This window comes from Nibribacter koreensis (genome assembly GCF_039541795.1).
Lineage (GTDB): Bacteria > Bacteroidota > Bacteroidia > Cytophagales > Hymenobacteraceae > Nibribacter > Nibribacter koreensis.
This window is the reverse complement of sequence record NZ_BAABGX010000001.1, coordinates 1,422,457-1,447,934: the sequence shown is the minus strand read 5'-3', so window position 1 is coordinate 1,447,934 and position 25,478 is coordinate 1,422,457. Positions and strand designations below refer to the sequence as shown.

General features: G+C 49.5%; 20 protein-coding genes. 14 read left to right on the top strand and 6 right to left on the bottom strand.

The features are described from left to right. The first annotated feature begins 7 nt into the window (after positions 1 to 7). The 8 genes from mraY (at position 8) to ftsZ (ending at position 9,909) form a co-directional block, all read left to right on the top strand. Positions 8 to 1,225: a phospho-N-acetylmuramoyl-pentapeptide-transferase gene (gene mraY / locus ABD880_RS06225; RefSeq protein ID WP_345163678.1), complete on the top strand. Its 1,218-nt coding sequence runs from the start codon at positions 8 to 10 to the stop codon at positions 1,223 to 1,225. Between the two features lie 49 nt (positions 1,226 to 1,274). Continuing rightward, entirely contained in the window at positions 1,275 to 2,627 is a 1,353-nt protein-coding gene (murD, locus tag ABD880_RS06220) for a UDP-N-acetylmuramoyl-L-alanine--D-glutamate ligase (RefSeq protein ID WP_345163675.1), read from the top strand. After that, a complete protein-coding gene (locus ABD880_RS06215) occupies positions 2,624 to 3,793 on the top strand; it encodes an FtsW/RodA/SpoVE family cell cycle protein (protein ID WP_345163673.1) in 1,170 nt (389 codons plus the stop codon). Before murD ends, ABD880_RS06215 begins: the two co-directional genes overlap by 4 nt. After that, positions 3,783 to 4,889, top strand: a complete 1,107-nt coding sequence (murG, locus tag ABD880_RS06210) for an undecaprenyldiphospho-muramoylpentapeptide beta-N-acetylglucosaminyltransferase (RefSeq protein WP_345163670.1) — start codon at positions 3,783 to 3,785, stop codon at positions 4,887 to 4,889. The genes ABD880_RS06215 and murG overlap by 11 nt, the downstream gene beginning before the upstream one ends. Next, positions 4,886 to 6,295, top strand: a complete 1,410-nt coding sequence (murC, locus tag ABD880_RS06205) for a UDP-N-acetylmuramate--L-alanine ligase (RefSeq protein WP_345163667.1) — start codon at positions 4,886 to 4,888, stop codon at positions 6,293 to 6,295. The genes murG and murC overlap by 4 nt, the downstream gene beginning before the upstream one ends. Positions 6,296 to 6,494: 199 nt before the next feature. Continuing rightward, on the top strand, positions 6,495 to 7,043 hold the full coding sequence (locus ABD880_RS06200; protein WP_345163665.1) for a cell division protein FtsQ/DivIB: 549 nt from the start codon (positions 6,495 to 6,497) through the stop codon (positions 7,041 to 7,043). 8 nt (positions 7,044 to 7,051) lie between these two features. After that, positions 7,052 to 8,386: a cell division protein FtsA gene (ftsA, locus tag ABD880_RS06195; RefSeq protein WP_345163662.1), complete on the top strand. Its 1,335-nt coding sequence runs from the start codon at positions 7,052 to 7,054 to the stop codon at positions 8,384 to 8,386. Positions 8,387 to 8,409: 23 nt separating this feature from the next. Then, the gene (ftsZ, locus tag ABD880_RS06190) at positions 8,410 to 9,909 is read left to right on the top strand and encodes a cell division protein FtsZ (protein ID WP_345163659.1); all 1,500 of its coding nucleotides are present in this window, start codon (positions 8,410 to 8,412) and stop codon (positions 9,907 to 9,909) included. Positions 9,910 to 10,087: 178 nt separating this feature from the next. On the opposite strand, the gene ABD880_RS06185 is transcribed toward ftsZ, so the two are convergent. From ABD880_RS06185 to ABD880_RS06170, 4 genes are all read right to left on the bottom strand, one after another. Next, positions 10,088 to 10,612, bottom strand: a complete 525-nt coding sequence (locus ABD880_RS06185; RefSeq protein WP_345163656.1) for an NADPH-dependent FMN reductase — start codon at positions 10,610 to 10,612, stop codon at positions 10,088 to 10,090. A 172-nt stretch (positions 10,613 to 10,784) separates the two neighbouring features. Then, a complete protein-coding gene (locus tag ABD880_RS06180; RefSeq protein WP_066512325.1) occupies positions 10,785 to 11,537 on the bottom strand; it encodes a succinate dehydrogenase/fumarate reductase iron-sulfur subunit in 753 nt (250 codons plus the stop codon). A 130-nt stretch (positions 11,538 to 11,667) separates the two neighbouring features. After that, the gene (locus ABD880_RS06175; protein ID WP_345163653.1) at positions 11,668 to 13,581 is read right to left on the bottom strand and encodes a fumarate reductase/succinate dehydrogenase flavoprotein subunit; all 1,914 of its coding nucleotides are present in this window, start codon (positions 13,579 to 13,581) and stop codon (positions 11,668 to 11,670) included. Between the two features lie 10 nt (positions 13,582 to 13,591). Then, on the bottom strand, positions 13,592 to 14,281 hold the full coding sequence (locus tag ABD880_RS06170) for a succinate dehydrogenase cytochrome b subunit (protein WP_345163650.1): 690 nt from the start codon (positions 14,279 to 14,281) through the stop codon (positions 13,592 to 13,594). Between the two features lie 339 nt (positions 14,282 to 14,620). Here ABD880_RS06170 and ABD880_RS06165 point away from each other — a divergent pair, with 339 nt between their 5' ends. The 3 genes from ABD880_RS06165 (at position 14,621) to ABD880_RS06155 (ending at position 20,322) form a co-directional block, all read left to right on the top strand. After that, a complete protein-coding gene (locus ABD880_RS06165; RefSeq protein ID WP_345163647.1) occupies positions 14,621 to 17,362 on the top strand; it encodes a T9SS type B sorting domain-containing protein in 2,742 nt (913 codons plus the stop codon). A gap of 136 nt (positions 17,363 to 17,498) precedes the next feature. Next, positions 17,499 to 18,374 (top strand): ACP S-malonyltransferase, encoded by an 876-nt coding sequence (fabD, locus tag ABD880_RS06160; protein ID WP_345163645.1) that lies wholly within the window; start codon positions 17,499 to 17,501, stop codon positions 18,372 to 18,374. A 73-nt stretch (positions 18,375 to 18,447) separates the two neighbouring features. Next, the gene (locus ABD880_RS06155; RefSeq protein ID WP_345163642.1) at positions 18,448 to 20,322 is read left to right on the top strand and encodes a polysaccharide biosynthesis protein; all 1,875 of its coding nucleotides are present in this window, start codon (positions 18,448 to 18,450) and stop codon (positions 20,320 to 20,322) included. 689 nt (positions 20,323 to 21,011) lie between these two features. Here the strand turns inward: ABD880_RS06155 and folK are convergent. After that, positions 21,012 to 21,494, bottom strand: a complete 483-nt coding sequence (gene folK, locus ABD880_RS06150) for a 2-amino-4-hydroxy-6-hydroxymethyldihydropteridine diphosphokinase (RefSeq protein WP_345163639.1) — start codon at positions 21,492 to 21,494, stop codon at positions 21,012 to 21,014. Beyond that, a complete protein-coding gene (locus ABD880_RS06145) occupies positions 21,491 to 22,342 on the bottom strand; it encodes an alpha/beta hydrolase family protein (protein ID WP_345163636.1) in 852 nt (283 codons plus the stop codon). The genes folK and ABD880_RS06145 overlap by 4 nt, the downstream gene beginning before the upstream one ends. Before the next feature lie 113 nt (positions 22,343 to 22,455). Between ABD880_RS06145 and ABD880_RS06140 the strand changes: the two genes are divergently transcribed. The 3 genes from ABD880_RS06140 (at position 22,456) to ABD880_RS06130 (ending at position 25,417) form a co-directional block, all read left to right on the top strand. Further along, positions 22,456 to 23,433, top strand: a complete 978-nt coding sequence (locus ABD880_RS06140; protein WP_345163633.1) for a polyprenyl synthetase family protein — start codon at positions 22,456 to 22,458, stop codon at positions 23,431 to 23,433. A gap of 603 nt (positions 23,434 to 24,036) precedes the next feature. Then, a complete protein-coding gene (locus tag ABD880_RS06135; protein WP_345163631.1) occupies positions 24,037 to 24,864 on the top strand; it encodes a TlpA family protein disulfide reductase in 828 nt (275 codons plus the stop codon). Positions 24,865 to 25,036: 172 nt separating this feature from the next. Beyond that, the gene (locus ABD880_RS06130; protein ID WP_345163628.1) at positions 25,037 to 25,417 is read left to right on the top strand and encodes a rhodanese-like domain-containing protein; all 381 of its coding nucleotides are present in this window, start codon (positions 25,037 to 25,039) and stop codon (positions 25,415 to 25,417) included. Positions 25,418 to 25,478 lie beyond the last annotated feature (61 nt).

Genomic DNA, 25,478 nt, shown 5'->3' with positions numbered 1-25,478 from the left:
GAACCAGATGCTCTACTACCTTTTTAACTACTTAGACCAGCACTTTGACCTCTTCGGGGCCGGGGTTTTCCGGTATATCTCGTTTAGAGCGGGCTTGGCGGCGCTTATCTCTCTCCTGATTGCCATGATTTTTGGTGGTAGGCTCATTAAAATGCTTCACCGCAAGCAGGTAGGCGAGTCTATACGGGATTTGGGTTTGGCCGGTCAGTTAGAGAAGAGAGGCACGCCTACCATGGGCGGTCTCATCATTCTATTGGCCATTCTGGTACCCACGCTTTTGCTGGCCAGATTGGACAATGTGTACATCCTACTTATGATTGTGTCCACCATTTGGTTGGGTGCCATCGGGTTTCTGGATGACTACATTAAGGTCTTTAAGAAGAACAAAGAAGGCTTGGCGGGTAGATTCAAAGTGCTGGGACAAATCGGGTTAGGTTTGATTGTAGGTCTGACGCTTTTCTTCTCAGATGACGTGGTGGTGCGCCAATATGTAACGGCCAATGGACTCTCAGCAGTAGAGGCTTCTTCTGTCTACACAGACGTCCGTCAGATGATTACTACCATCCCGTTCGCTAAAAACAATGAGCTGGATTATCATAATTTCTTCAGCTTCGCGAGTCCAGTTTTGGGATCGTATGCCCGTTTTCTATACATCCCGCTGGTGATTATCATCATCACAGCAGTGTCTAACGGCGCCAACATCACCGACGGGATTGACGGGCTGGCCGCAGGAACTTCGGCTATCATAGCTACTACTTTGATTGTGTTTGCCTGGGTGTCTGGTAACGCCATTTTCGCAGATTATCTGAATATCATGTTCATTCCTAACACCGGTGAGCTGGTAATTTTCTGTACCGCGTTTGTGGGCGCCTGCGTGGGTTTCTTGTGGTACAATTCGTATCCTGCGCAAGTGTTCATGGGCGATACCGGTTCACTTTCCATTGGCGGAATCATAGCTGTGTTGGCCTTGATTCTTCGCAAAGAGCTATTGATTCCGGTGCTGTGTGGCATCTTCCTGATTGAGAACTTATCTGTGATGTTGCAGGTGGGCTACTTTAAATACACTAAGAAGAAGTACGGTGAGGGTCGCAGAATCTTCAAAATGTCACCCTTGCACCACCATTACCAAAAGTTAGGATACCATGAAGCCAAGATTGTATCGCGCTTCTGGACCGTGGGCATCATGCTTGCAATTCTGACTCTAGCTACTTTAAAATTGAGATAGGCGTTTTTCGCCTCTTTTCCAGAAAACAAGCCAAAAACGAAAGAATACCATGAACAAGAGAATAGCCATTTTGGGAGCAGGAGAGAGCGGCGTAGGTGCCGCTTTGTTGGCGCAGGCCAAGGGCTATGACGTGTTTGTGTCTGACAAAGGCGCCATCTCTGAGAAGTACCGAGCGGAGTTGACCAAGGCAGGTATTGACTTCGAGGAAGGCGACCATACGCTGGATAAAATTTACGCCACCCATGAAATCATCAAAAGTCCGGGCATTCCAAACACAACTCCGGTAATAAAAGGTGCGCTTGAGAAAGGTATTCCTGTTATCTCAGAAATAGAATTTGCTGGTAGATACACGGATGGCAAGTTCATTTGCATCACGGGCACCAATGGAAAAACCACTACCACACTACTGATTTACCACCTCTTGAAAAGCGCTGGTTTGAAAGTAGCCTTGGCGGGTAACGTGGGCGAGAGCTTGGCGGGCAAAGTACTTAATGGCGGCTACGATTACTATGTGGTAGAGCTAAGCAGTTTCCAACTGGACAATATGTACCAGTTCAAAGCGCACATCGGGATTCTGCTAAACATCACGCCAGACCACCTGGACCGCTATGAGTACCAGATGGAGAAATATGCGGCGGCCAAGTTTAGATTGGCTCAGAACATGACAGCCTCTGAGTACCTCCTGTTCAACCAAGATGATGCTCTTATTCAGGAATACAAAGCCAACCATGAAGTGTCAGGAACGCCTGTCCCTTTTGGATTGAAGAATGAAAACGGCTTGGCCTTGCGCTATGAGGATCAGTCGATTTTGGCCTCTTTTTCAGGAATCTCGGCAAAAGTAGACACAAGCAAATCGCCGCTCATTGGCCAGCACAACCAATACAACAGCATGGCAGCAGTAGGTGCGGCCTTACTAGTAGGATTGACCCCTGAGCAAATTGATGAAGGGCTAAGCACTTTCCAGAATGCCGAACATCGCATGCAACCAGTGGGCGAGGTGGACGGGGTGAAATTCATTAATGACTCCAAAGCCACCAACGTGGAGGCCGTTTGGTACGCCCTGGATGGCATTAAGCAACCCATTGTGTGGGTAGTAGGCGGCAAAGACAAAGGCAATGACTATTCTACCTTGTTGCCGCTGGTAAAAGAGAAAGTAAAAGCCATCGTGGCCTTGGGCGTGGACAACGCTAAAATTGTAACCGCTTTCTCGCCGGTCTGCCCACAACTGGTAGAAACCCAAGATGTAAACGAAGCAGTCAGAATGGCAAAAGGCTTCGCCGAGGCAGGTGACGTGGTTCTACTGTCGCCGGCCTGTGCCAGTTTTGACTTGTTTAACAACTATGAACACCGCGGACGTGCTTTTGCCGAGGCGGTGCAAAAATTGAAAAGCGCTGGGATATGACAGAGGTGAAGAATTGGTTGCGTGACAACTTGAAAGGGGACCCCATCCTGTGGGGCATCGTCTTGTCTTTTTCGTTGATTTCCATTGCGGTAGTGTACTCGGCCACGGGTACGCTGGCTTACAAGAAAATGAGTGGCAACACGGAGTACTATCTGTTCAAGCACTCCAGCCTTATCATACTTGGTCTGGCCTTTGTGTGGCTGGCCCACAAGGTAAACTACAAGTATTACGCCAAGCTGAGCTTGCTGGCGCTGGTCTTCTCGGTGCCCTTGCTGATTTACACCTATTTGAAAGGCTCCAACATCAACGAGGCCTCGCGCTGGCTGACCATTCCCATCATCAACCAGACGTTCCAGCCTTCAGATTTGGCCAAACTGGCCTTGATTTCTTATCTGGCCAGCATGCTGAGCAAGCGCCAGATGAACATTGACAACTACAAAGAGACCTTGATTCCCTTGGTCTTGTGGAGTGGTTTGATTTGTGGTTTGATCGCCATGAGTAACATCTCCACGGGCTTGTTGCTGTTCATGACGTGTCTTTTGCTGATGTTCATTGGACGCGTGCCGTTCAAGCAGATCATGATCATGATTGTGGTGGGCGCCATCTTCGGGACCATTGCCTTGACCATTGGCCAGCGTATGCAGACGGCCATCAGCCGCATAGAAAACTTCATGGACCCTACGCAAACGGTCTTCCAGCTGGAGCAGTCTTACATTGCCATCGCCACGGGCGGTGTACTGGGGAAGGGTCCGGGAAATTCTGACCAGCGTAACTTTCTGCCGCACCCGTACTCAGACTTTATCTACGCCATCATCATAGAAGAATATGGCATGATAGGAGGGGCCATGGTGCTCTTCCTGTACCTGGCTTTTCTCTATCGAGGGATGGTGGCCGTCACGAACAGCTCGGGAGCGTTCGGCGGTCTGTTATCAGCGGGGATTAGTTTTAGTCTGGTCATACAGGCCATGGTAAACATGGGCGTGGCCGTGGGGCTGGGTCCTATTACGGGTTTGCCTTTGCCTTTGCTCAGTATGGGCGGGACGTCTCTTATTTTCACGGGTATCTCTATTGGGATCATCTTGTCTGTAAGCCGAAGCGAGTATGAGGCCAAGTTGGCCGCCGCGCCGGTAGCCAACAAACCAAACGCCATGAGCCATGCCGGATAGAGTGTATAGATTCATCATCAGTGGTGGCGGAACCGGCGGACACATCTACCCGGCCATTGCCATTGCCAACGAGATAAAACGCCTGCACCCCAGCGCTGAGATTCTATTTGTAGGAGCTGAAGGTCGTATGGAGATGACCCGCGTGCCTGAGTCCGGTTACAAGATTATTGGGCTATGGATCAGTGGCTTGCAACGCCGCTTGACGCTGGACAACTTATCGTTTCCTTTTAAGGTGATTTCCAGCCTACGCAAGGCAAGTAAGATCATCAAAGAATTCAAGCCAGACGCGGTGGTGGGCGTAGGCGGTTACGCCAGCGGCCCGACATTGTATGCGGCTACCAAACAGCACATTCCCACGCTTATCCAGGAGCAGAACTCGCACGCGGGCATCACCAATAAATTGTTGGCTGACAAAGTAGACAAGGTCTGTGTGGCCTATGATACCATGTACAAGTTCTTTCCGGCCAGCAAGCTGGAAATGACGGGCAATCCGGTGCGCCGAGACATTGTGGACAGTCTAGGAAAACGCGACGAGGCGATGAGCTTCTTCGGGTTAAATCCAGAGCGGAAAACCTTTTTGGTCATAGGAGGGAGCTTGGGAGCCAGGACTTTGAACCAGAGCACGCAGGCGGCTTTGCATAAGATACAGGAGGCAGGCTACAACCTCATCTGGCAGACGGGCAAAGCCTATTATGGCACCGCCGAAGAAGCCGTGAAAGGATTGCCGCAGGACCAGATCAAAGCTTTTGATTTCCTGAAGCGCATGGACTTGGCCTATGCCGCGGCAGACATAGTTGTTTCCAGAGCCGGTGCCTTGTCCATCTCTGAACTGTGCCTTGCGCAAAAACCATCTATACTGGTGCCATCGCCTAACGTAGCCGAAGACCACCAGACTAAAAACGCGATGGCGCTAGTACAGAAAGATGCTGCTGTCTTAGTAAAAGACGCAGAGGCGGCCCAGACGTTATGGGATATTGCACTCAACCTAGCCAAAGACACAGAAAAACAACAGCAATTAAGCCAAAACATAGCCCAATTGGGCAAACCCTTCGCCGCCGAAACTATTGTGCAGGAACTTTTTAAACTAGTAAAATGAATCTGAGCCAATACCGTCATATCTATTTTCTGGGCATTGGAGGCATTGGCATGAGCGCCATTGCCCGCTGGTTTCTGGCCAAAGGCTTTGAGGTGGCTGGCTATGACCGTACCCCGACGCCCCTTACCCAAAAATTGATAGAAGAAGGCGCTCAGATTCACTTTGACGATGACATCAACTTGATTTCGGCCTCTTTTCTGGAAAACAAGGCAAAAACGCTGGTAGTCTTGACCCCCGCCGTGCCTGCCAATCATTCAGAGAGACAGTACTTTCAGGAGCAAGGCTATACCATTATGAAACGGTCTCAGGTCTTGGGTCTGCTCACGGCTGACCAATACCTGATTGCCGTAGCGGGTACGCACGGTAAAACAACCACTTCTTCCATGGTGGCGCACCTGTTGCAGCACGCCAATGTCTCTACCTCAGCGTTCTTAGGCGGAATCTCTACCAACCTAGGTTCTAACTTGTTGTTGCCGCACACGCAGGAGGAATGGGCCTTGGCGGTAGTAGAGGCAGATGAGTTTGATAGATCATTCCTGACCCTGCATCCAGACATTGCCATCGTGACGTCCACAGACCCAGACCATTTGGATATTTATGGGGAGAAGGAGGCGCTGGTGGAGTCTTTCAAGCAGTTTGTGAGCCAGATTAAACCCAATGGGTTCTTACTTTTGAACCATACGGCAGACCAAAGCTTAAAAACTTCGGTGCACCCAACAGTGCAGGTAATAACTTATGGGCTTGAGCATGAAGAGCTTGCGGCTGGACCCATAAAAATTGCCGACGGAAGTATGAAATTCTCTGCCAAAGGTCGGAACTTTGCACTGCCAGAAACGGCTTTGCAGGTGCCTGGTTTCCATAACGTGGAGAATGCCGTGGCCGCTGCGCAGGCAGTTTCTTTAGTAGGGTTAAGCCCAAGTCAAATCCAACAGGGAATTGAAGCCTACAACGGGGTAAAAAGACGTTTTGAGCGAGTTTGGGGCAAAAACGGCAAGGTGTATCTAGATGATTACGCCCACCATCCCAGAGAGATTGAGGCGTTCTTAAGATCTGTAAGAGCCTTGTACCCAGAGCAGAAACTGCGGGTTATTTTCCAGCCGCATTTGTTCACCAGGACACGTGATTTTCTGGAGGGTTTTGCCGAGAGCTTGAGCCTGGCAGATGAGGTTTGGTTGCTGGATATTTACCCGGCCCGGGAACTCCCCATACCGGGTGTAACCAGCCAGTTGATCTATGATAAAATAGAAGGACCGGTCAAACGGATCTTAGAAAAAAAAGATGTCTTAGCCGCCTTAGAAAAGGATTTGGATTTTGCGGTGTTGGCCACGGTGGGCGCAGGGGATATTGACACCTTAGTGCCTGGTATTAAAGACCTTTTGGAGGAGAGAGCCCATGTTCTGGAATAGAAAAGTAAAAGCGCTCCTGTTTGCCGTTTTGTGTTTAAGCGGCTTCCTGTTTTTGGCGGCATTTTCCAAGTCCCGGCAACAGGATAAAATATGTAAAAAAGTCAATATTAAAATTGATAATGAGTACAACAATTACTTTCTTAGTGAAACGGAAGTTCTAGCGCTCATCACCAGAAATGGAGACCAGCCGCTAGTGGGAATGAAAAAAGGGGAGATTGACCTCAAGCGACTTGAATTGCGAATTAAATCGCATAAATTTGTAAGAGAAGCGGAGGTTTATCACGACCTTGACGGTAACATCAACGTCTTGGTCAAGCAAAACAGACCTATTGCCCGGTTACTCAGCGCAGAGCGTGACGTGTACCTGGACGAAGAAGGAAACGTGCTACCTCTGTCTTCATTGTACACGGCGCATGTCATTCCTGTGACGTCTTCTGCTGTGAAACCAACCCTTGCCAACTCCTTTTTTCAGGATTCAGTGGGCAGGCCATACCTGGAGCTTTTACGCTTCATTGAGCAGGACCCCTTCTGGGACGCTCAGTTGGCCCATATGGACATAGACGCCAAAGGCAAAGTAAGTTTTTTAACGCAGGTAGGCGACCAGCGCATAGAGTTTGGCAAGCCCACGCACCTGGAGGAGAAGTTCAGGAAACTGTTCATCTTCTACAAGGAGGTGTTGCCAGTGGTAGGGTGGGAGAAATACAGCCGCCTGAACGTGGAGTACAAGGATCAGATTATTTGTGAATAGATAACAATATGCAGAACAACGATAAAATAGTTGTAGGCTTAGACATTGGGACTACCAAGATCTGCGCTTTAGTGGGTCGGAAAAACGAGTATGGCAAACTGGAGATTCTAGGCATGGGTAAAGCTGTGTCTGAGGGCGTGGTGCGCGGCATGGTGAGCAACATTGACAAAACCGTAGACGCCATCAAGAAAGCCATCCGTCAGGCAGAGGAGCAATCTGGTATTGACATCAAGGTAGTGAACGTGGGCATTGCCGGGCAGCACATCAAAAGTCTGCAGCACAACGGGAGCATCACCCGCACCTCCACTGACAGTGAGATCACGGTAGAAGACATCAACCGTCTTACCAATGACATGTACCGTCTGGTGACCCCCCCGGGTAGTGAGATCATCCATGTAATGCCACAAGATTACAAAGTGGACTATGAGGACGGCATCATGGACCCTGTGGGTATGTCTGGCGTGCGTCTGGAGGGCAACTTCCACATCATCACGGCCCAGTCAAACGCCATCAACAACATCAACAAGTGCGTAAACCGCGCCGGCCTGGAGATTGAGCAATTGATCCTGGAGCCCCTGGCATCCTGCATGTCTGTGCTGAGTGATGAAGAGCGCGAAGCCGGCGTAGCCCTCATTGACATTGGAGGCGGTACCACCGACCTGGCCATCTTCAAGGACAACATCATCCGTCACACGGCGGTGCTACCGTTTGGCGGCAACATTATCACCTCAGACATCAAGCAGGGTTGCATGGTGATGCAGAACCAGGCTGAGCAGCTGAAAGTGCGTTTTGGAAAGGCTATTGCGGACGAAGCCTCTGAGAATGAGATAGTTTCCATCCCAGGCTTGAGAGATAGAACGCCTAAAGAAATTTCTCTGAAAAATCTTGCTTATATTATAGAAGCTAGAATGGAGGAGATTGTTGAACTCGTTTACTCCGAAATTGTTAGAAGCGGGTATGCCAACCAATTGGCGGCGGGTATTGTCATCACGGGTGGCGGTGCTCAATTGCAGAATCTGGTACAACTGGTAGAGTATTTGACTGGCCTTGATGCCCGTTTAGGTTATCCTAATGAGCATTTGGGTAAGAGCAGGATTGATTCGGTGAAGAGCCCGATGTATGCGACTACCGTTGGATTGGTGTTGGCCGGTTACCAGGCCTTGGATGAGCGCGCCAACCGTTACTCAGAGATGAACAACCACTCAGAGGCACGATTGGTGAACGAGGCCAGACCAGCGCAGCAAAAGACGGCCTCCAGTGGGGTAGGCTTCTTTAAAAATATTGTGGATCGCACCAAAAGCTTGTTGATCGATGACTTTGATGACAAGCAGCAAAATTATTAACGCGTAATTCAGGAGGGTAAGACATGAGTTTTTCATCGTACAAGTTTGATGTGCCATCACACTCCAAATCAATCATTAAGGTGATTGGTGTTGGTGGAGGGGGAAGTAATGCCGTGAACCACATGTTCAGTCAAGGCATTAAAGACGTGGAGTTTGTGGTGTGCAATACCGATGAACAGGCTTTAAAAAGTAGTAGCGTGCCCAACAAGCTACAGATTGGAACCACTCTGACCGAGGGTCTGGGAGCAGGAGCCAATCCTGAGCGTGGCAAGCAGGCCGCCCTGGAAAGCAAGGAAGAGATTAGAGAATTGTTAGGCGCTCATACCAAAATGGTGTTCATCACGGCAGGTATGGGTGGTGGAACTGGTACTGGTGCCGCCCCGGTCATTGCCAAGGTGGCCAAGGAAATGGACATCCTGACGGTGGGCATAGTGACCGCTCCGTTTGCCTTTGAAGGCAAGAAAAAGCGCACCGCCGCAGACAATGGTATCAAAGAATTGAGCGAGAACTGTGACACCGTCCTGGTAATCCTCAATGACAAGCTACGTGAGATGTTTGGTAACCTGCCCATCAGAGCAGCGTTTGCCAAGGCAGACAACGTCTTGACCACGGCCGCCAAGTCTATCGCTGAGATCATTACCGTGACTTCTGAGGTGAACGTGGACTTTGAAGACGTGAAGACGGTCATGAAAGACTCTGGTGCTGCCGTGATGGGTTCTGCCATTACAGAAGGCGAGAACAGAGCCCTGCGTGCCGCCGAAGAATCACTTTCTTCTCCGTTGTTAAACAACACGGACATCCATGGTGCACAGAAAATCCTCCTTTCCATCATGTCTGGTGACCAGGCAGAATTGGAGATGGATGAATTAACGGAGATTACGGACTACATCCAGGAGAAAGCCGGCGATGACTCTGAAGTGATCTTCGGTCATGGCATTGACTCTTCTTTGGGAGCCAGCATTAGAGTGACCGTGATCGCCACCGGTTTTGCCCGTAACCACGAGAACCTTCCACAGCCAAAAAAAGCGTTTGAGGCAGAGCCAGTAGCGGTATCTCAGCCTCAGGTAGTACCTTCTTATGTTTCTGAACCTACCGCACCTGTAGTAGCTCCAACTCATAGCGTGGCCCCAACGGCTTCACCGTCTACGGTGATTGCCACAGAGCCCGTGCGTAGACCTGAGTCCGTAGCCGACATCAGAACGGTCATTGACTTAACTACCAATGAAGTGTTCCAGGAGGTGTTTCAAGAGACAGCTTATGCACCAGTGGCAGAACCCGCAAGAGAAACCAGAGAGGTGAGCCGTAGCAACGCAGAGCGCATCAATCGCCTGCGTGGCCTTAGCGCTGACATTCACTCTGACGCCTCCATCAAAGAGAAGTTAGAAGTGCCAGCCTATCTGCGCAGAAACGTGAATCTAGAAGTGGTAACCCCATCTACAGAACAGCAGATCTCACGTTTCAACTTGAATGATGACAATGAGTTGCTAGGCGACAACCGCTTTCTGCATGACAATGTAGACTAAGCGTTTTTAGCTTGATTTCATAAAAACAGCCCAAAATCGGAAACGGTTTTGGGCTGTTTGTTTATCAGGTTGATTGGTGAAGTGGGCCTTGCACAATGGTAATCGTTTTTGGCTTGTTTTATGGAAAATAGCCTAAAAACGAATTGGCTCTTGGCTGATGTGATAACTATAGAATTGACTAAAACGGGATCAAGGCGTCTATCTGCTCTTCTACTAATTGTAAGTACAGCGCATTGGTAAATTGCCCATCCTGTAAATGCTTGTGCACATACGGTAATCTGGGCTTCTGCGCCAAGACATGGAAACCGCAGTAATTCAAAATATCCGTCAGATGGCTTAAGGCTAAAACACCGCCTTGGCTGCCAGTAGAAAGGCCCACCAAAGCACCTTTTTTGTGGCGTAAGGCATCTGGATACTCTAACCCATCTATGAACGCTTTTAAGACCCCAGGGAAAGAGCAGTTGTACTCAGGTACTATGAACACAATCTTCTGGGCGTTGGCCACCTGGGCCCGTAAGGCAAGGAATTCTGGCGAGTAAAGCTCACGGTTATACAAAGCGGGGGAGGCAAAGTCTAAAGGAAGGTCCTGAAGGTCCAAGATTTCAGATTCCTGCCCTCGGCTTTTGAGTAAGCCTTGGTACAATTGCGAAATCTGAAGCGAAAGGGAGTCAGGACGGTTGGTGCCAGAAATGATGAGAATCATGGAAGGTGTCTTTAGTCTCTATAACCGAAGAAGTAGCTCAAAGTTACTGTTTTCTGGCCGGCTCAAAAAAAGGAGCAGAAGCCGTTTTTAGGCTGTTTTCCTGAAAACAGCCTAAAAACGAAAAAGGCGAAGCCTTGACAGCTTCGCCTTTTCCAAGATGCATAAGTGGTGCTTAAACGTTCTCTGACGTGAACTTGGCAGATACGTACTCGCGGTTCATCATGGCAATGTTCTCCAGAGAGATACCCACCGGGCATTCTGCAGCGCAGGCGCCAATGTTAGAACAAGCGCCAAAGCCCTCAATGTCCATCTGGGCCACCATGTTCTCCACGCGCGTCTTGCGCTCCACTTTCCCTTGTGGCAACAAGGCCAGCTGAGAAATCTTGGCACTGGTGAACAGCATGGCAGATGAGTTCTTGCAGGCCGCTACGCAAGCGCCGCAACCAATACAAGTAGCCGCGTCAAACGCTTTGTCTGCAATTAGCTTAGGGATTGGAATCTCATTTGCGTCTGGCACACCACCCGTGTTGATAGACACATAACCACCTGCCTGCTGGATTCTGTCCAGGGCAGAACGATCCACGCAAAGGTCCTTCAAGATAGGGAAGGGTCCCGCGCGCCAAGGCTCAATGGTGATGGTGTCACCGTCAGAGAACTTGCGCATGTGCAACTGGCACGTGGTGGTTCCTCTTTCGGGGCCGTGGGCACGACCGTTGATGTATAAACTGCACATTCCGCAGATACCTTCACGGCAATCATGGTCAAATGCGATGGGGTCTACCCCGCCACGAAGAAGGTCTTCGTTCAGCACGTCCATCATCTCCAGGAAAGACATCTCAGGCGAAATATCTTTTACTTGGTAAGTTTCCAATTTACCGGCCGCCTGGGAGTTTCTCTGTCTCCACACTTTGAGCGTCAGGTTCATTGGTTTGCTGTTAGGATTATTACCAGCCATTATTTTTTTAATTAATAATTAAGAATTAAAAATTAAGAATGGAACAAGGAACAAATAGGGATAAGTACCTAATTATTAATTATTCATTCTTAATTATTCATTATTTATAGCTACGCTGCGTGAGTTTCACGTTCTCAAACTTGAGGTCCTCTTTGTGCAACACTGGCTGTTGGTTAGGGCCAGAATATTCCCAAGCGGCCACATAGGCGTAGTTCTCATCATCACGCAGGGCTTCGTTCTCTGGGGTTTGGTATTCCTCACGGAAGTGACCACCACAAGACTCGTTGCGGTTCAAGGCATCGTCTACCATCAGTTCACCTAGCTCCAAGAAGTCAGCCACACGACCAGCTTTCTCCAAAGTCACGTTCAGTTCTTCGTTGGTACCCAGAATCTTCACGTCTTTCCAGAAATCCTCACGCAGTTTTCTGATTTCCTGCTTGGCGTACTGCAGACCTTCGGCGTTACGGGCCATGCCGCAGTAATCCCACATCAAAAGACCCAGGGCCTTATGGAAATCATCTACCGTGCGGCTGCCATTGATGCTCAACAGGCGGTCCACGTCGGCGCGTACGGCCTGCTCTGCTTCTTTAAAGGCAGGGTGGCTGGTCTCTACACGGGTGGTTGGGTTCTGAGCTAAATAGTCACCAATGGTATAAGGAATCACAAAGTAACCGTCTGCCAAACCTTGCATCAACGCTGAGGCTCCCAAGCGGTTAGCGCCGTGGTCAGAGAAGTTACACTCACCCGTGGCGTACAAGCCAGGGATGGTGGTCATCAAGTTATAGTCCACCCAAAGGCCGCCCATGGTGTAGTGCACCGCTGGGTAAATGCGCATTGGTTGTTCATACGGGTTCTCACCAGTGATCTTCTCGTACATCTCAAACAAGTTGCCGTACTTCTGGCTGATGGCATTCAGGCCTTCGCGTTTGATGGCGTCAGCAAAGTCCAGGTACACGGCTAGTTTGGTGGTTCCTACGCCGCGTCCTTCGTCGCACGCCAATTTAGCGTTGCGGGAGGCTACGTCACGTGGTACCAAGTTACCGAAGGATGGGTATTTACGCTCCAGGAAGTAGTCACGCTCGTCTTCAGGAATCTCGCTGGCAATGCGGTTGTCACCTACGGCCTTAGGCACCCAAACACGTCCGTCATTTCTCAAGGACTCAGACATCAACGTCAGTTTAGACTGATGGCCACCAGAAACTGGAATACAAGTAGGGTGAATCTGAGTGAAGCAAGGGTTGGCGAACAAAGCACCTTTCTTATGCGCTCTCCAGATGGCTGTGGTGTTAGAACCCATGGCGTTGGTAGACAAGAAGAACACGTTGCCGTAACCACCGGTAGCCAAGATTACCGCATGCGCGCTGTGCGACTCAATAGCACCCGTTACCAGGTTACGCGTCACAATACCGCGCGCTTTGCCGTCTACCATTACCAGGTCCAGCATCTCGGTGCGTGGGTACATCTTCACCTTTCCGTAGGCAATCTGACGGTTCAAGGCAGAGTACGCGCCCAGCAACAACTGCTGACCTGTTTGGCCGCGGGCGTAGAACGTCCGGCTTACCTGCGCACCCCCAAAGGAGCGGTTAGCCAGCAATCCGCCGTACTCACGGGCAAAGGGAACACCTTGGGCCACGCACTGGTCAATGATGTTCACACTCACCTGGGCCAGGCGGTACACGTTGGCCTCACGGGCGCGGTAGTCACCGCCTTTAATGGTGTCATAGAACAAACGGTGCACGCTGTCCCCGTCGTTCTGGTAGTTTTTAGCGGCGTTGATACCACCTTGCGCGGCAATGGAGTGCGCGCGGCGCGGGCTGTCCTGGTAGCAGAACGCTTTCACGTTATAGCCCAGCTCGCCCAAGGTAGCAGCGGCGGAAGCTCCGGCCAGACCGGTTCCTACCACAATCACATCGTATTTACGTTTGTTAGCCGGGTTTACCAGCTTCACATTGAATTTATGCTTGTCCCATTTTTCGGCCAATGGCCCTTCGGGAATCTTAGAATCTAGAATCATAGCGTTATGCTTAGTTCAGAAGGTCTTTGAAGAAAAAGTAAAGAGGCATAGAGGCAAAAGCCGCAGGCACCACAATAGAGAAGAAGGCTCCAAACGTCTGGATGGCCGGCGTGTACTTCTTGTGGTTCAAGCCCAAAGTCTGGAATGCACTCTGGAAACCATGGTAAAGATGGTAGCCCAGCGAAATCATACCCAGTACATAAATCAATACATACCACCAAATTTCAAAAGACTGTACCACCTTCAGATAGAGGTTGTCATATTCTACGTTTTCTACCACTACACCTTCTAAACCGCCAAAACGGGCAGGTACAAAGAAATTCCAGAGGTGAATGATCAAGAACACCAGAATCACGGTGCCTAGCAGACCCATGTTGCGGGATGACCAGTTGCTGTTGTCCTGCGGACGGTTGTAGGCGTACTCCGTAGGGCGGGCAGCTTTGTTGCGTCTGGTTAAAACCAGGGCCTCATAGATGTGGAACAAGAAGCCCAGTACCAGCACAATTTCCATGGTGCGGATGATGGGGTTTGTGGCCATAAAATGGGAGTAGACGTTGAAGGCCGCGCCTCCATCATCTTTGAACAGCTGGAGGTTACCCACCAGGTGCACTACCAAAAAGGAGCAGAGAAACAGACCAGTGACGGCCACTAGAAGCTTACGCCCAATGGTACTGGTAAACGTTTTTGAAAACCAACTCATTTTGTTGTGTTAAGGTTGTAGAATTAGGAGTATAGGATTGGTAAAATCTTTCCAAAGGTACATTGGGAGGCTTTGTTACGCAACGTGCAAAGCAATTTTGAATAAATCTAAATTGGCTAGCTCTAAGGCTTGCTTTTATTAAACAACTACGTTTCTGACTTGTTTTGAGAAAAATAGGCTAAAAACCGGAATACCATTGTAGAATTACAACAGGAAACCTAAGAATCCGTTATAGGAAAGACCCTATATTTCTAATGGGAATCCTGTGCCAATCCACGGCTGGCCATGGCTGTCTGGGGTATTCTCTTATCTTTGTTACTGCATGCAAAACTCTACTCTATGTCTTTAAAGCGTAAAGGACTACTCACCTATCTGGGATTTCTGATGGGCTTGTTCGCGTTTTTTCTGCTTTCTACTCCAAAAGCGCAGGCTACCCACATACGGGCCGGTAACATCTTTGCCAAAAGCGATACCACTGCCGCCCGCAACCCGCTTCGCTTCTTTTTTAAGCTAGTCACCTATACCGTTAAGGCACCAAATGCCATTGAGGATGCAGACGCTACCCTTTACTTCGGGGACTGCAGCACGCCTCAAACGTCGCCTAGGGCATCAAGAGTTGAACTGGTCAACGGAGAGAACAATACGTGGGTGAACACCTATTTCTTTGAGCACACCTACGCGGGAGATGGTACCTTTACCGTTTCTTATATTGGTGAAAACCGGAATGCGGGCATCGTCAATCTGTCTAATTCTGTGCAGCAGACCTTCTTCCTGACCACCACCATCACCATTGACCAGTTTCTGGGTATCAATAAATCACCGGTACTGCTGGTGCCACCCATTGACGTTGCTGACATTAACAGTATTTTTGTGCATAACCCTGGTGCCTTTGACGAAGACGGAGACAGCTTGGTCTTTAGAATGTTTGAGCCTAGGATTGATGGCGGAAGAAACGGTTGTGGAGACCCTATTGGCGTAATTGCACCTGGTTATCGTGGCCTTGAGAACTTCCTGGGAACGCCTGTTAATGCGCCAGCCCCCTTCTTTAGACTAGACCCCGTTACGGGACAATTGACCTGGAACACCCCAGGCGTACAAGGTGAGTTTAACATTGCCTTTGTCGTAGAAGAATGGCGGGACCGTCGGCTTATTGGGCGGGTTGTCCGGGATATGCAGATTCTGGTAAAGGACATCCCTAATAAGCCGCCAAGACTCTTTGTGCCCAGAGACACCTGTATAATTGCCGGCACCAGGCTGCGGGATACCATTAGGGTCACAGACCCAGAAAAGCATCCAGTGGTGGTAACTGCCTTCGGCGAAATGATTCCGCCGGCCACGTTCTCCAAAGCCAGCCGGCCAGACACGGCCTACGTTTTCAATTGGCAGACGCTGGCTTGCCTGGACGTGCGCCGTCAGCCGTACCAGGTAACCTTCAGGGCCGTAGACGTTCCGCCGGCCGGTGTGCAACCGCTCACCGACTTGCAGCCGTGGCGCATTACAGTCATCGGGCCGCCACCGGTGCTCACCTCGTCACAAGTAGTCACCAACAACAGCATCAGGATTAACTGGCAGGCCTACAATTGCGCCAACGCCAGCCGCATTTACATCTATAGGAAAGAAGGGCCCTCTACGTTTGTGCCGGGTTATTGCGAGACGGGGATTCCGGCCTCCAGCGGGTTTGTGCGGGTAGGACAGGTAGGCGCCAATGCCACCACCTTTGTTGACAACAACAACGGCCAGGGGCTGCCACGCAATAAAACCTATTGCTATAGAATCTATGTGGAGTTCGGCGCCCCAGGCGGCGGTGAAAGCATTGCCTCTAATGAAATCTGTGCCACGCTGGAGTCTATTTCACTTACCAAGGTAAGTGTAGTGGAAACCAGCAAAACCACGGGTAAGATTAGAGTAGAGTGGAGCAAGCCACGCCCAAGTAACCTAGAACAGTTGCAGGCGCCGTTCCAGTATAGATTGTTGCGTGCCTTAGGCCAGAACAGAGGAACTGGCGCAGTATTCGCTCCAGTGGCAGGCTACACGTTCACCAACCTGAATGACACGGTCTTTACTGACAACAACTTGAACACCCAGGACACATCTTACACCTATAGAGTAGAATTCTACCATTCTGTGGGCACCGGCACGCCTACGGTCCTGGCAGACTCCACGTCTGGGTCTAGCGTGAGGTTGCAGGCCAAGGCCAACGGTACTAATCTGGTCTTAAACTGGACTTACAACGTGCCTTGGAACAATGCCCGCCCTGAGCAGAAATACCACCATGTCATCTTCTTGAAACGACCTAATGGCAACTTTGAGCGGTATGACAGCGTGGCCGCGGGACCTGGCAGTGGCACCTACACCAAAAACATTCCCATCATTCAAGGGGAGGAGTATTGCGCCTACGTGGTGACCAAAGGGACCTACCAGAATCCAGGGCTTCCGGATCCGTTGCTGAACAATAGTCAGATTGCGTGCCTGGTGCAGGTGTGCAAGCCAATTGTGACCTTGGATCCGTGCCCAGAAATCACCCAGCCAACCAATCCTCCGTTCCAGAACGTGGTGAGCTGGACGCTGCCCGAAGGATGCAATACCGCTGACATTGTCTTGTACACCGTGTACTACAAAGAAAAAGACGATGATCCGTTCACGGTGATTGGTACCACCACCAACATGACCTTTACCCATACGGGCATTCCTTCTTTTGCAGGCTGCTATGCCGTGACCGCTACAGACGTAAACGGCAATACCAGCCAGTTTGAAGAAACAGACGTGGCCTGCAAGGACAACTGCATTGTGTTTATTCTGCCCAACATCTTTACGCCCAACAATGACGGTGTAAATGATGTCTTCACTCCTAAGCAGGGAGCTGCCTTTATTAAGAGCGCCAAACTCAAGGTGTATAGCCGCTGGGGCAACAAGGTGTTTGAAGGAGCCTCTGAGCCGGGCTTGAATTGGAAAGGCGTAGACAGTGGCGGCAAAGCTTTAGCAGACGGCACCTATTTCTATCAGGTAGAGGTAGAGTTCTACGGCAGGTCTAGTACGCCAGACATCAGGGTCTTTAAAGGCTGGGTGGAAATCATCCACTAGTCCATTTCTAATAGAGAGGCGCCCATTCATAGAATGGGCGCCTTTTTCATATCTTTGTTTTTCCTTTTCTAAGAAGATTTGCCGTTTTTGGCCTGTTTTCGAGAAAAGAGCACAAAAACACCTAACCAAGAGCTAAATGAAAGCATACGTTTTCCCGGGGCAGGGTTCCCAGTTTGTGGGTATGGGCAAAGACCTGTATGACCAGCATGAAGAAGCCAAACGTCTTTTTGAGCAAGCCAATGAGATTCTGGGCTTCAGGATCACAGACATCATGTTCTCAGGCACGGATGAAGAGTTAAAGCAAACCAAAGTGACTCAGCCCGCCATCTTTTTGCATTCTGTGATTCAGGCCGCCGTAGCCCAGGATTTTGCCCCAGAGATGGTGGCCGGTCACTCACTGGGCGAGTTCTCTGCGCTGGTGGCCAACAAAGTGCTTTCTTTTGAAGATGCCTTGCGTCTGGTTTCTAAACGTGCTTTAGCTATGCAAAAAGCCTGCGAAGAGCAACCGTCTACCATGGCTGCCATCCTGGGTCTGGAGGATGAGAAGGTTGAGCAAATCTGCGCCGAGGTAAACGATGTGGTAGTGGCGGCCAACTACAACTGCCCGGGCCAATTGGTGATTTCTGGCTCCATTGCCGGAGTAGAAGAAGCCTGTGAGCGCATGAAAGCCGCTGGCGCCAAGCGTGCCCTAGTATTACCCGTGGGCGGAGCCTTCCACTCGCCGCTCATGAAATCAGCTGAGGCGGAGTTGGAAGAGGCCATCAAAAATACGGAGTTTAAACAAGGCATTTGCCCCGTGTACCAGAACGTAGACGCCAAACCGCACACAGATCCGCAAGAAATTCAGGAAAACCTCATCCGTCAATTGACCGCTCCCGTACGTTGGACACAGTCTGTGCAACAGATGATTGCCGACGGCGCTACCCTCTTTGTAGAATGCGGTCCAGGCAAGGTGTTGCAAGGCTTAGTGAAGAAGATAGACAAAGCCGCCGAAGTTTCCCAAGTAGGATAATCCCGGCTTTTCCATTTCATAGACGTTTAGCCGAAGCAGGATGGGGCATATGCAACAGATGTTTAAACAGAAAATGCCAAAGCACTTGGTGTTTGCCATAGACCTCTGTTTATGTGCCCTTTCCTTTGCGGCTGCCTATCTGCTGCGCTTTAACTTTAACCTTAGTGTCTTTGCCGAGCTGCAGGTGGGGTTGATGCTACCCATTGTCTTAGTCATCAAAGGGCTGTCAGCGTATTATTTCAAAACGCACCGGGGCATCCTTCGCTACTCTAGCATTGACGACCTGCGTAAGCTGTTCTTCTCGCTCACCCTCAGCTCAGGCGTTCTGGTGGCGGCTCAGTTGGTGTATAACAAAGGCTTTGGGTACCAGAACTTCATTCCCATCTCTATCTTATTGATAGACTATGCGCTCAGCTTAATGGCCACGTCTATGGTGCGCGTTTGGGCCAAGATTCTGCATTATGAGTGGAGCCATAATAGCAGCCAGAAGGTAAACGTGGTCATTTTTGGCGCCGGCGAAGTAGGAACCATTACCCATAGAACCCTTCAGCAGGACATGGGCGTCTATTACCGGGTGCTTACTTTCCTGGACGATGATGCCGCTAAAAACGGATTGGCCATCAATGGCATTCCAATCCTTAAACCCGCAGACGTCTTAGCCGAGCAGTTAGCCAACCTCAAGGCCGATTTGCTCATACTGGCCGTGCAACGACTTTCTATTGCCCGCAAACGCCAATTGGTAGAGGCCTGCTTGAAAGCTGGCGTGCAAGTGTTGATTGTACCGCCCACCTACAAATGGATCAACGGCGAACTCAGCTTTAAGCAAATCCGGGAAGTGCGCATTGAGGACGTCTTGGGTCGCGCCGCCGCCGAGATTGACTCGCCGCTGTTGCACAAAGAATTGCAGAACCGTACCATCCTCATTACGGGCGCTGCCGGATCCATTGGCAGTGAACTGGTACGCCAGCTCATCAGGTTCAAGCCTAAACAGCTCATTCTCTTAGACCAAGCCGAATCGCCTTTGTATGATCTGGAGCTAGAGCTAACAGAGCTATACCAAAAGCTGCGATTTGAAGTGGTACTGGGTGATATCTGCAACGCCGCCCGCATGGACGCCGTGTTCAGAACCTTTAAACCCGAACTGGTTTTTCATTGCGCGGCCTACAAGCACGTGCCTGTGATGGAGGAAAACCCTACGGAGTCGCTTAATACCAACATCTTGGGCACTAAGATTCTCTCTGACTTGGCCATCAAGTTCCAGACCCAGAAGTTTGTGTTGCTCTCCACTGACAAAGCCGTAAACCCCACCAGCGTGATGGGCGCCTCTAAACGCTTATGCGAGATGTATGTGCAGTCCCTGGACCATTACCTGCGGGACACCGGCAACAACCGCACCCGCTTTATCACCACCCGCTTCGGGAATGTGCTGGGCAGTACTGGCTCCGTGATTCCTAGGTTCAGGAAGCAGATCATGGAAGGCGGCCCGGTCACGGTCACCCACCCAGACATTGCCCGTTATTTTATGACCATTCAAGAAGCCTGCCAATTGGTCCTAGAGGCCTCGGCCATGGGCAAAGGCGGTGAGATCTACATCTTTGACATGGGCGACTCTATTAAAATTGTGGATCTAGCCAAGAAGATGATCAAGCTTTCTGGCCTTACCTTAGGCAAGGACATTCAATTAGTTTATACCGGCCTGCGCCCCGGCGAAAAACTAGAGGAAGAACTCTTCCATGAGAACGAGGCAGTCCAGGCCACAGATCATCCTAAGATTCGCCTGGCCAACGTACCTGCTCAACAAGTGAGCCAGGTGCTCCAAGAAATACAAATCCTCATTGACCTGTTCCAAGCCCAGAACAACGTGGAGGTGATCAAGAAGATGAAGCAGCTGGTCCCAGAATACATTAGCCAGAACTCCATCTACCAGAAGTTTGACCAGCGTAAGTAATGTGCTAATTTTTTAATGTGCTGATGTGCTAGTACTTTAGACACAAGACGCAGGATTTAAGATACAAGACATTCTAATATTTATAAGAGCCGTTTTTGGTCTGTTTTCCAGAAAACAGACCAAAAACGGCTCTTATAGTTATATCTCAATTAGAAAGTAATATCAGCGTGAAATCCCTTTACTGGAAAGCAGCAATATTAACCAATACACGCACACAACATCCTTTATTTCTCAAGTCTCACTCTCTATCTCATCATTATTTTTCCAGATGCATTGATCTTTTCTGTCTAGTGCATAGATGCTTCCTCCTCCTTTGTCATCCTGAAAGGATCTTGGTGGCAAGCTGAAACGGCACTTGCTAAGGGCGAAGTAGTTGTAGACTAGGCAGGAAGGTTGACAATGGATGGAGTAACTTGTCCTATAGCTAAGGCTTGTCTAGTTCGCCACCAAGATCCTTTCAGGATGACAACGTGAGTGAGTGAGTGAGTGAGTGAGTGAGTGAGTGAGTGAGTGAGTGAGTGAGTGAGTGAGTGAGTGAGTGAGTGAGTGAGTGAGTGAGTGAGTGGCTTAAATTACTGCTGACCAATCAATAGGCGTTTTTGGTCTGTTTTCTGGAAAACAGACCAAAAACGCTTCCTCTCGGCAATAAAAAGTCTTGTGTCTTAGGTCCTGCGTCTTATGTCTAAAAATTAGCACATTAATCTTACCTCTAACGGATCTGGGCAATCTGCCAGCAGTTGTGCCATGGTCTTCTCCAAGATTGGATGGATAAAATCAGGAGCCAGTTCTACCAGAGGCGCCAAGGTAAATCTACGCAGGTGTAAATGCGGATGCGGAATGGTGAGGGTAAGGGTATGCAGGATAGTATTACCGTACAAAAGAATATCCACGTCAATGACGCGGGCGCCCCAGCGTTCCTTGCGCTCGCGGCCCAGTTCCTGCTCCACGTGTTGTGTAATAGTTAGGAGTTCTGTGGCAGGCAGGTCTGAATGAAATAACAACGCCTGGTTTAGAAAAGCAGGCTGGGCCTCCAAGCCCCAGGCGGCCGTTTCATAGAGACTTGATTTTTGCCCTGTTTCCCCGAAAACAGCCGATAAACGGTGGTAGGCCTCCTGCAAGTAAGATACGCGGTCGCCCAGGTTGCTGCCCAACAGCAGGAAAAGTGGCTTCATGAAAGCGCCTTTTGAAAGTACTCAATGGTTTTGTCAGCGGCGGCTTTGGCGAAGGCCGGGAGTTCCTGCTCGTCATAGGGATGCTTGCCGCCAAAGGAATGATCGGCTTCCGGAACCAGGAACAATTCTGCGTACGGGTTGGCGGCATGTAGGTCATGGGCCATTTGCAACGGCAGGGTCTCGTCCTGTTCGCCATGGATGATGAGCACCGGAATGGCCAGTTTCTCCACAGACTTTAAAATGTCAAGCCGCTGTTGGTTGGCCTGGTAATTCTCATATAGCTGGTAGTAGAGAGGCATCTGCTGGCCGGTACGGGCATTCATAATGTATTGTACGCCGGTGCGCTTCCATTCCTCCATCATCTCCTGCGGCCAGCGTTGGTCAATGGTACTGATGGCAGACCAGGTAGCCACGCCAGAGACCCGTTCATCCTCAGCGGCTTTCAAAAGCACCAATCCGCCGCCGCGACTATGTCCAATCAAGAGCAGGTGCGCCGCATCCATCTCAATGGTGGGAATGGGCGAGGAGCCAATCGTTAAGTGGTCTATGAGGGTGCCCAGGTCATCCAGCTCAATGCAGAAGTTGTTATTCCCGAAGGCCTCCAGGTTGGTCAAATCAGTGCCACCCGGTTCTACGCCGTTGTGGGATAAATTTAGTTTCACAAACACAAAGCCGTGGGCCGCAAAGTAGTCGGCCAGCAGATTAAAGTGCCCCCAGTCCTTGAAGCCTTTGAAGCCATGCACAAAAATGACTACCGGTTTAGGCGTTTCGTCAGAAATCCAGCGGGCATCTACAGAGAAATCTCGGCCGTGGGGAGAGGAAAGAACAAACTCAGTATACTGTATCATGGGCTTACAAGTAACATTTACAAGAAAGGTAACGAAGTACGCCTACATTCCCTTTAAAAGCAAACAGGCGGTTTGCTTTAGCGGGTTTAGGATGGTAATATTGCGACGCAGAGATGAGCAGTCCCTTAAACCAGATACAGGCCCCCATTGCGGCAGAGATGCAGGAATTCGAGAAGAAATTCCGGCAGTCTATGCAATCTAACGTATTGTTGCTGGATAAGATCATGGGCTACATTGTCAAGCGCAAGGGCAAGCAGATGCGGCCCATGTTTGTGTTCTTTACGGCCAAGCTCCTGCAAGACAACATCACAGACGCCACTTACCGCGGCGCGGCCCTCATAGAACTGTTGCACACGGCCACGCTGGTGCATGATGACGTGGTAGACGATGCCAACTACCGCCGCGGCTTCTTCTCTGTCAACGCCCTCTGGAAAAACAAGATTGCCGTCCTGGTAGGTGATTACCTGCTTTCTAAGGGCCTCTTGCTGTCCCTCAACAACAATGACTTTGAGCTCCTCAAGATAGTGAGCAACGCCGTGCGTGAGATGAGCGAAGGCGAACTCCTGCAAATGGAAAAAGCCCGCCGCCTGGACATTGACGAGGCTGTGTACTTTGACATCATTCGCCAGAAAACCGCCTCCCTGATTGCCTCTTGCTGCGCCGTAGGCGTCTCATCCGTAGGTGCTGATGCCGATACCGTGGAGCGTGCCCGTTTGTTTGGCGAGAAAGTGGGCATTGCCTTCCAGATTAAGGATGACCTGTTTGACTACGGCACTGCCGAAATTGGCAAACCCGTGGGCATTGACATCAAAGAGAAGAAGATGACCCTGCCCTTGATTCATGCCCTGCAACAAGCCGACTGGCTCACCAAGCGCCGCATCATCTACAACGTCAAAAACAACAACGGCAAGGCAGACAGAATCAACACGGTCATTGACTTCGTGAAGAACTCTGGTGGCTTGGACTACGCCATTCAAGTCATGAACGCCTACCACCAAGAGGCCCTTCAACTGTTGCACACCTTCCCCGCATCCCCTTCCAGAGACTCTCTGGAGCAGCTTATCCGCTACACCATAGAGCGCGAGAAGTAAGATTTAGTATCTATTATAGGTTTCAGATAGCAAGACTTATGGTTTGGCTTGCTTTGGTATGCCCGTTTTTAGCCTGTTTTCTGGAAATCAGGCTAAAAACGACTCAACAAACGTCTTGTCAAAGCAACAAAATAAATATCTATGTTTTTCTATATTATTTGAATTAGGTTATTATAAAGCTAATTTTCTCTTCTAGTAATTCTATAGGAAATGCTTTTGGGGGTAAATCCATTTAATTTAATTTTTACAATTCTATACTCCATTTAATCTCCAAAATGTATGATGCTAAAAAACTTAACCTTTATTTACTTTCTATTCTTGTTGGCAAGCTGCTCCAACCAAAAGTCAGCAGATGATAAGATTACCATTCAGGGAAATGTTAAAAGCTTGCCTGATTGAAAAGTATATTTAGCAGAAGCACACTCATGGGATTTACTGGACTCAACAGAGAGCAAAGGGGGCAGTTTTACCTTTGAGTTACAGGCAGACTCTAACGTAGTGCCCAAACAGGTAGCTATACAATACAAACCAACTGTCTTAAAGGACAGCACAGAAAAGTATGTTATGCTAAATGGGTTTAAAAGAATCTATTTTAGAAACCACATGATGGGGGCAGATAGCTTAAAACATTATCATTCCTCATTTTACTTAGAGAAGGGCCTTGCCAAAGTGGAGCAGATCTCAAAAGAAAAAAGTGAGCATAACATCTACACAAGGGTATTTGCCGGCAAGCAGACAGATGCCTTGTTTTTAGATAAGTTTAGTGAGTTTGGGTACTTGGCAAATCTGGAAGGCGCACCACGCACCCAGAAGATTAAAGTCTTCAAAGAAGACATAAAGAAGCATCCATATTCTATTCATTTCCTTTCTTCCCTTTACAATAACAAAGAGCAATACTCAGAAAAAGAGTTGCAAGAGATGATGGGTCTGTTCAACCAAGAAGCAAGACAATCAACGCTGGGCAGGAAACTCTATAGCTATCTGGAGAATAGGGTGGACACTGATAAACCTTATCAAAACTTTCAACTGGATGGGCCAGACAAGAAACAAGGCTGGGTTTTAAACAACGCCGCCAAGGTGAACATGCTGGTATTCTGGGCCAGTTGGTGCGGTCCCTGCAGACGTGAGATTCCAACCTTAAAGGAGTTGCATACCAACTACCAAGGTAAGGGAGTGAACATGGTGAGCATTTCCATTGATGAACAGCAGGAGAACTGGCACAAGGCCCTAGCCAAAGAAAATATGCCCTGGCAACAGCTGGTGGTTGAGAAAGACCAGATTGATTTGATCAAACAGAAATTCAACTTCTCAGCTATTCCGCTGGTGGTTATTACAGACAACAATGGCAAAGAGGTGAAAAGGGTAGTTGGGGAAGGTGAAGAGAGTATTCAATTGATAAAAGAGGCTATTCAAAAGCAGTTGACCTTGTAGTAATTTGTATTAGTTGAGTTTGCACTGGTGTACATCGTTTTTACCCTAATTTCTGGGAAACAGGTTAAAAACGGTGGTTGGTTTCTCTAGTACATGGGTGCTTAACAACTAATCTTGCTCTTAACCGCTATAAACTAACTGGTCTTTTTAATTACCTAACGTTGAAGAAACTATGGAAAACAAAACAGCCGCAGACCTGGTCGCAGAGGCCAAGAAGAATGTAGAGAACCTGTCACCAGACCAGGTAGAAAAAGAAATGTCCCAAGGTGCCACAATCATTGACATCAGAGAGAGCGAGGAGTTGAAGGAAAGCGGCAAGATTGCTGGATCTGTGCATGCCCCACGCGGCATGTTAGAGTTTCTGGCAGATGACACCACCCCCTACCACAAGCCCGAGTTTGACAAGAACAAGCGCATCATTTTGCACTGCGCCGGCGGCGGAAGATCTGCCATGGCGGCCAATACCCTAAAGCAGATGGGCTACCAGAACGTGGCGCACCTGGACGGTGGTCTCAAAGCCTGGAAAGAAGCCGGCAAGCCACTAGAGCAATAAGCAGCTTAAGCCTTATAGTCCTTACTTAAAGAATCGTTTTTGGCCTGGTTTCCCAAAAACA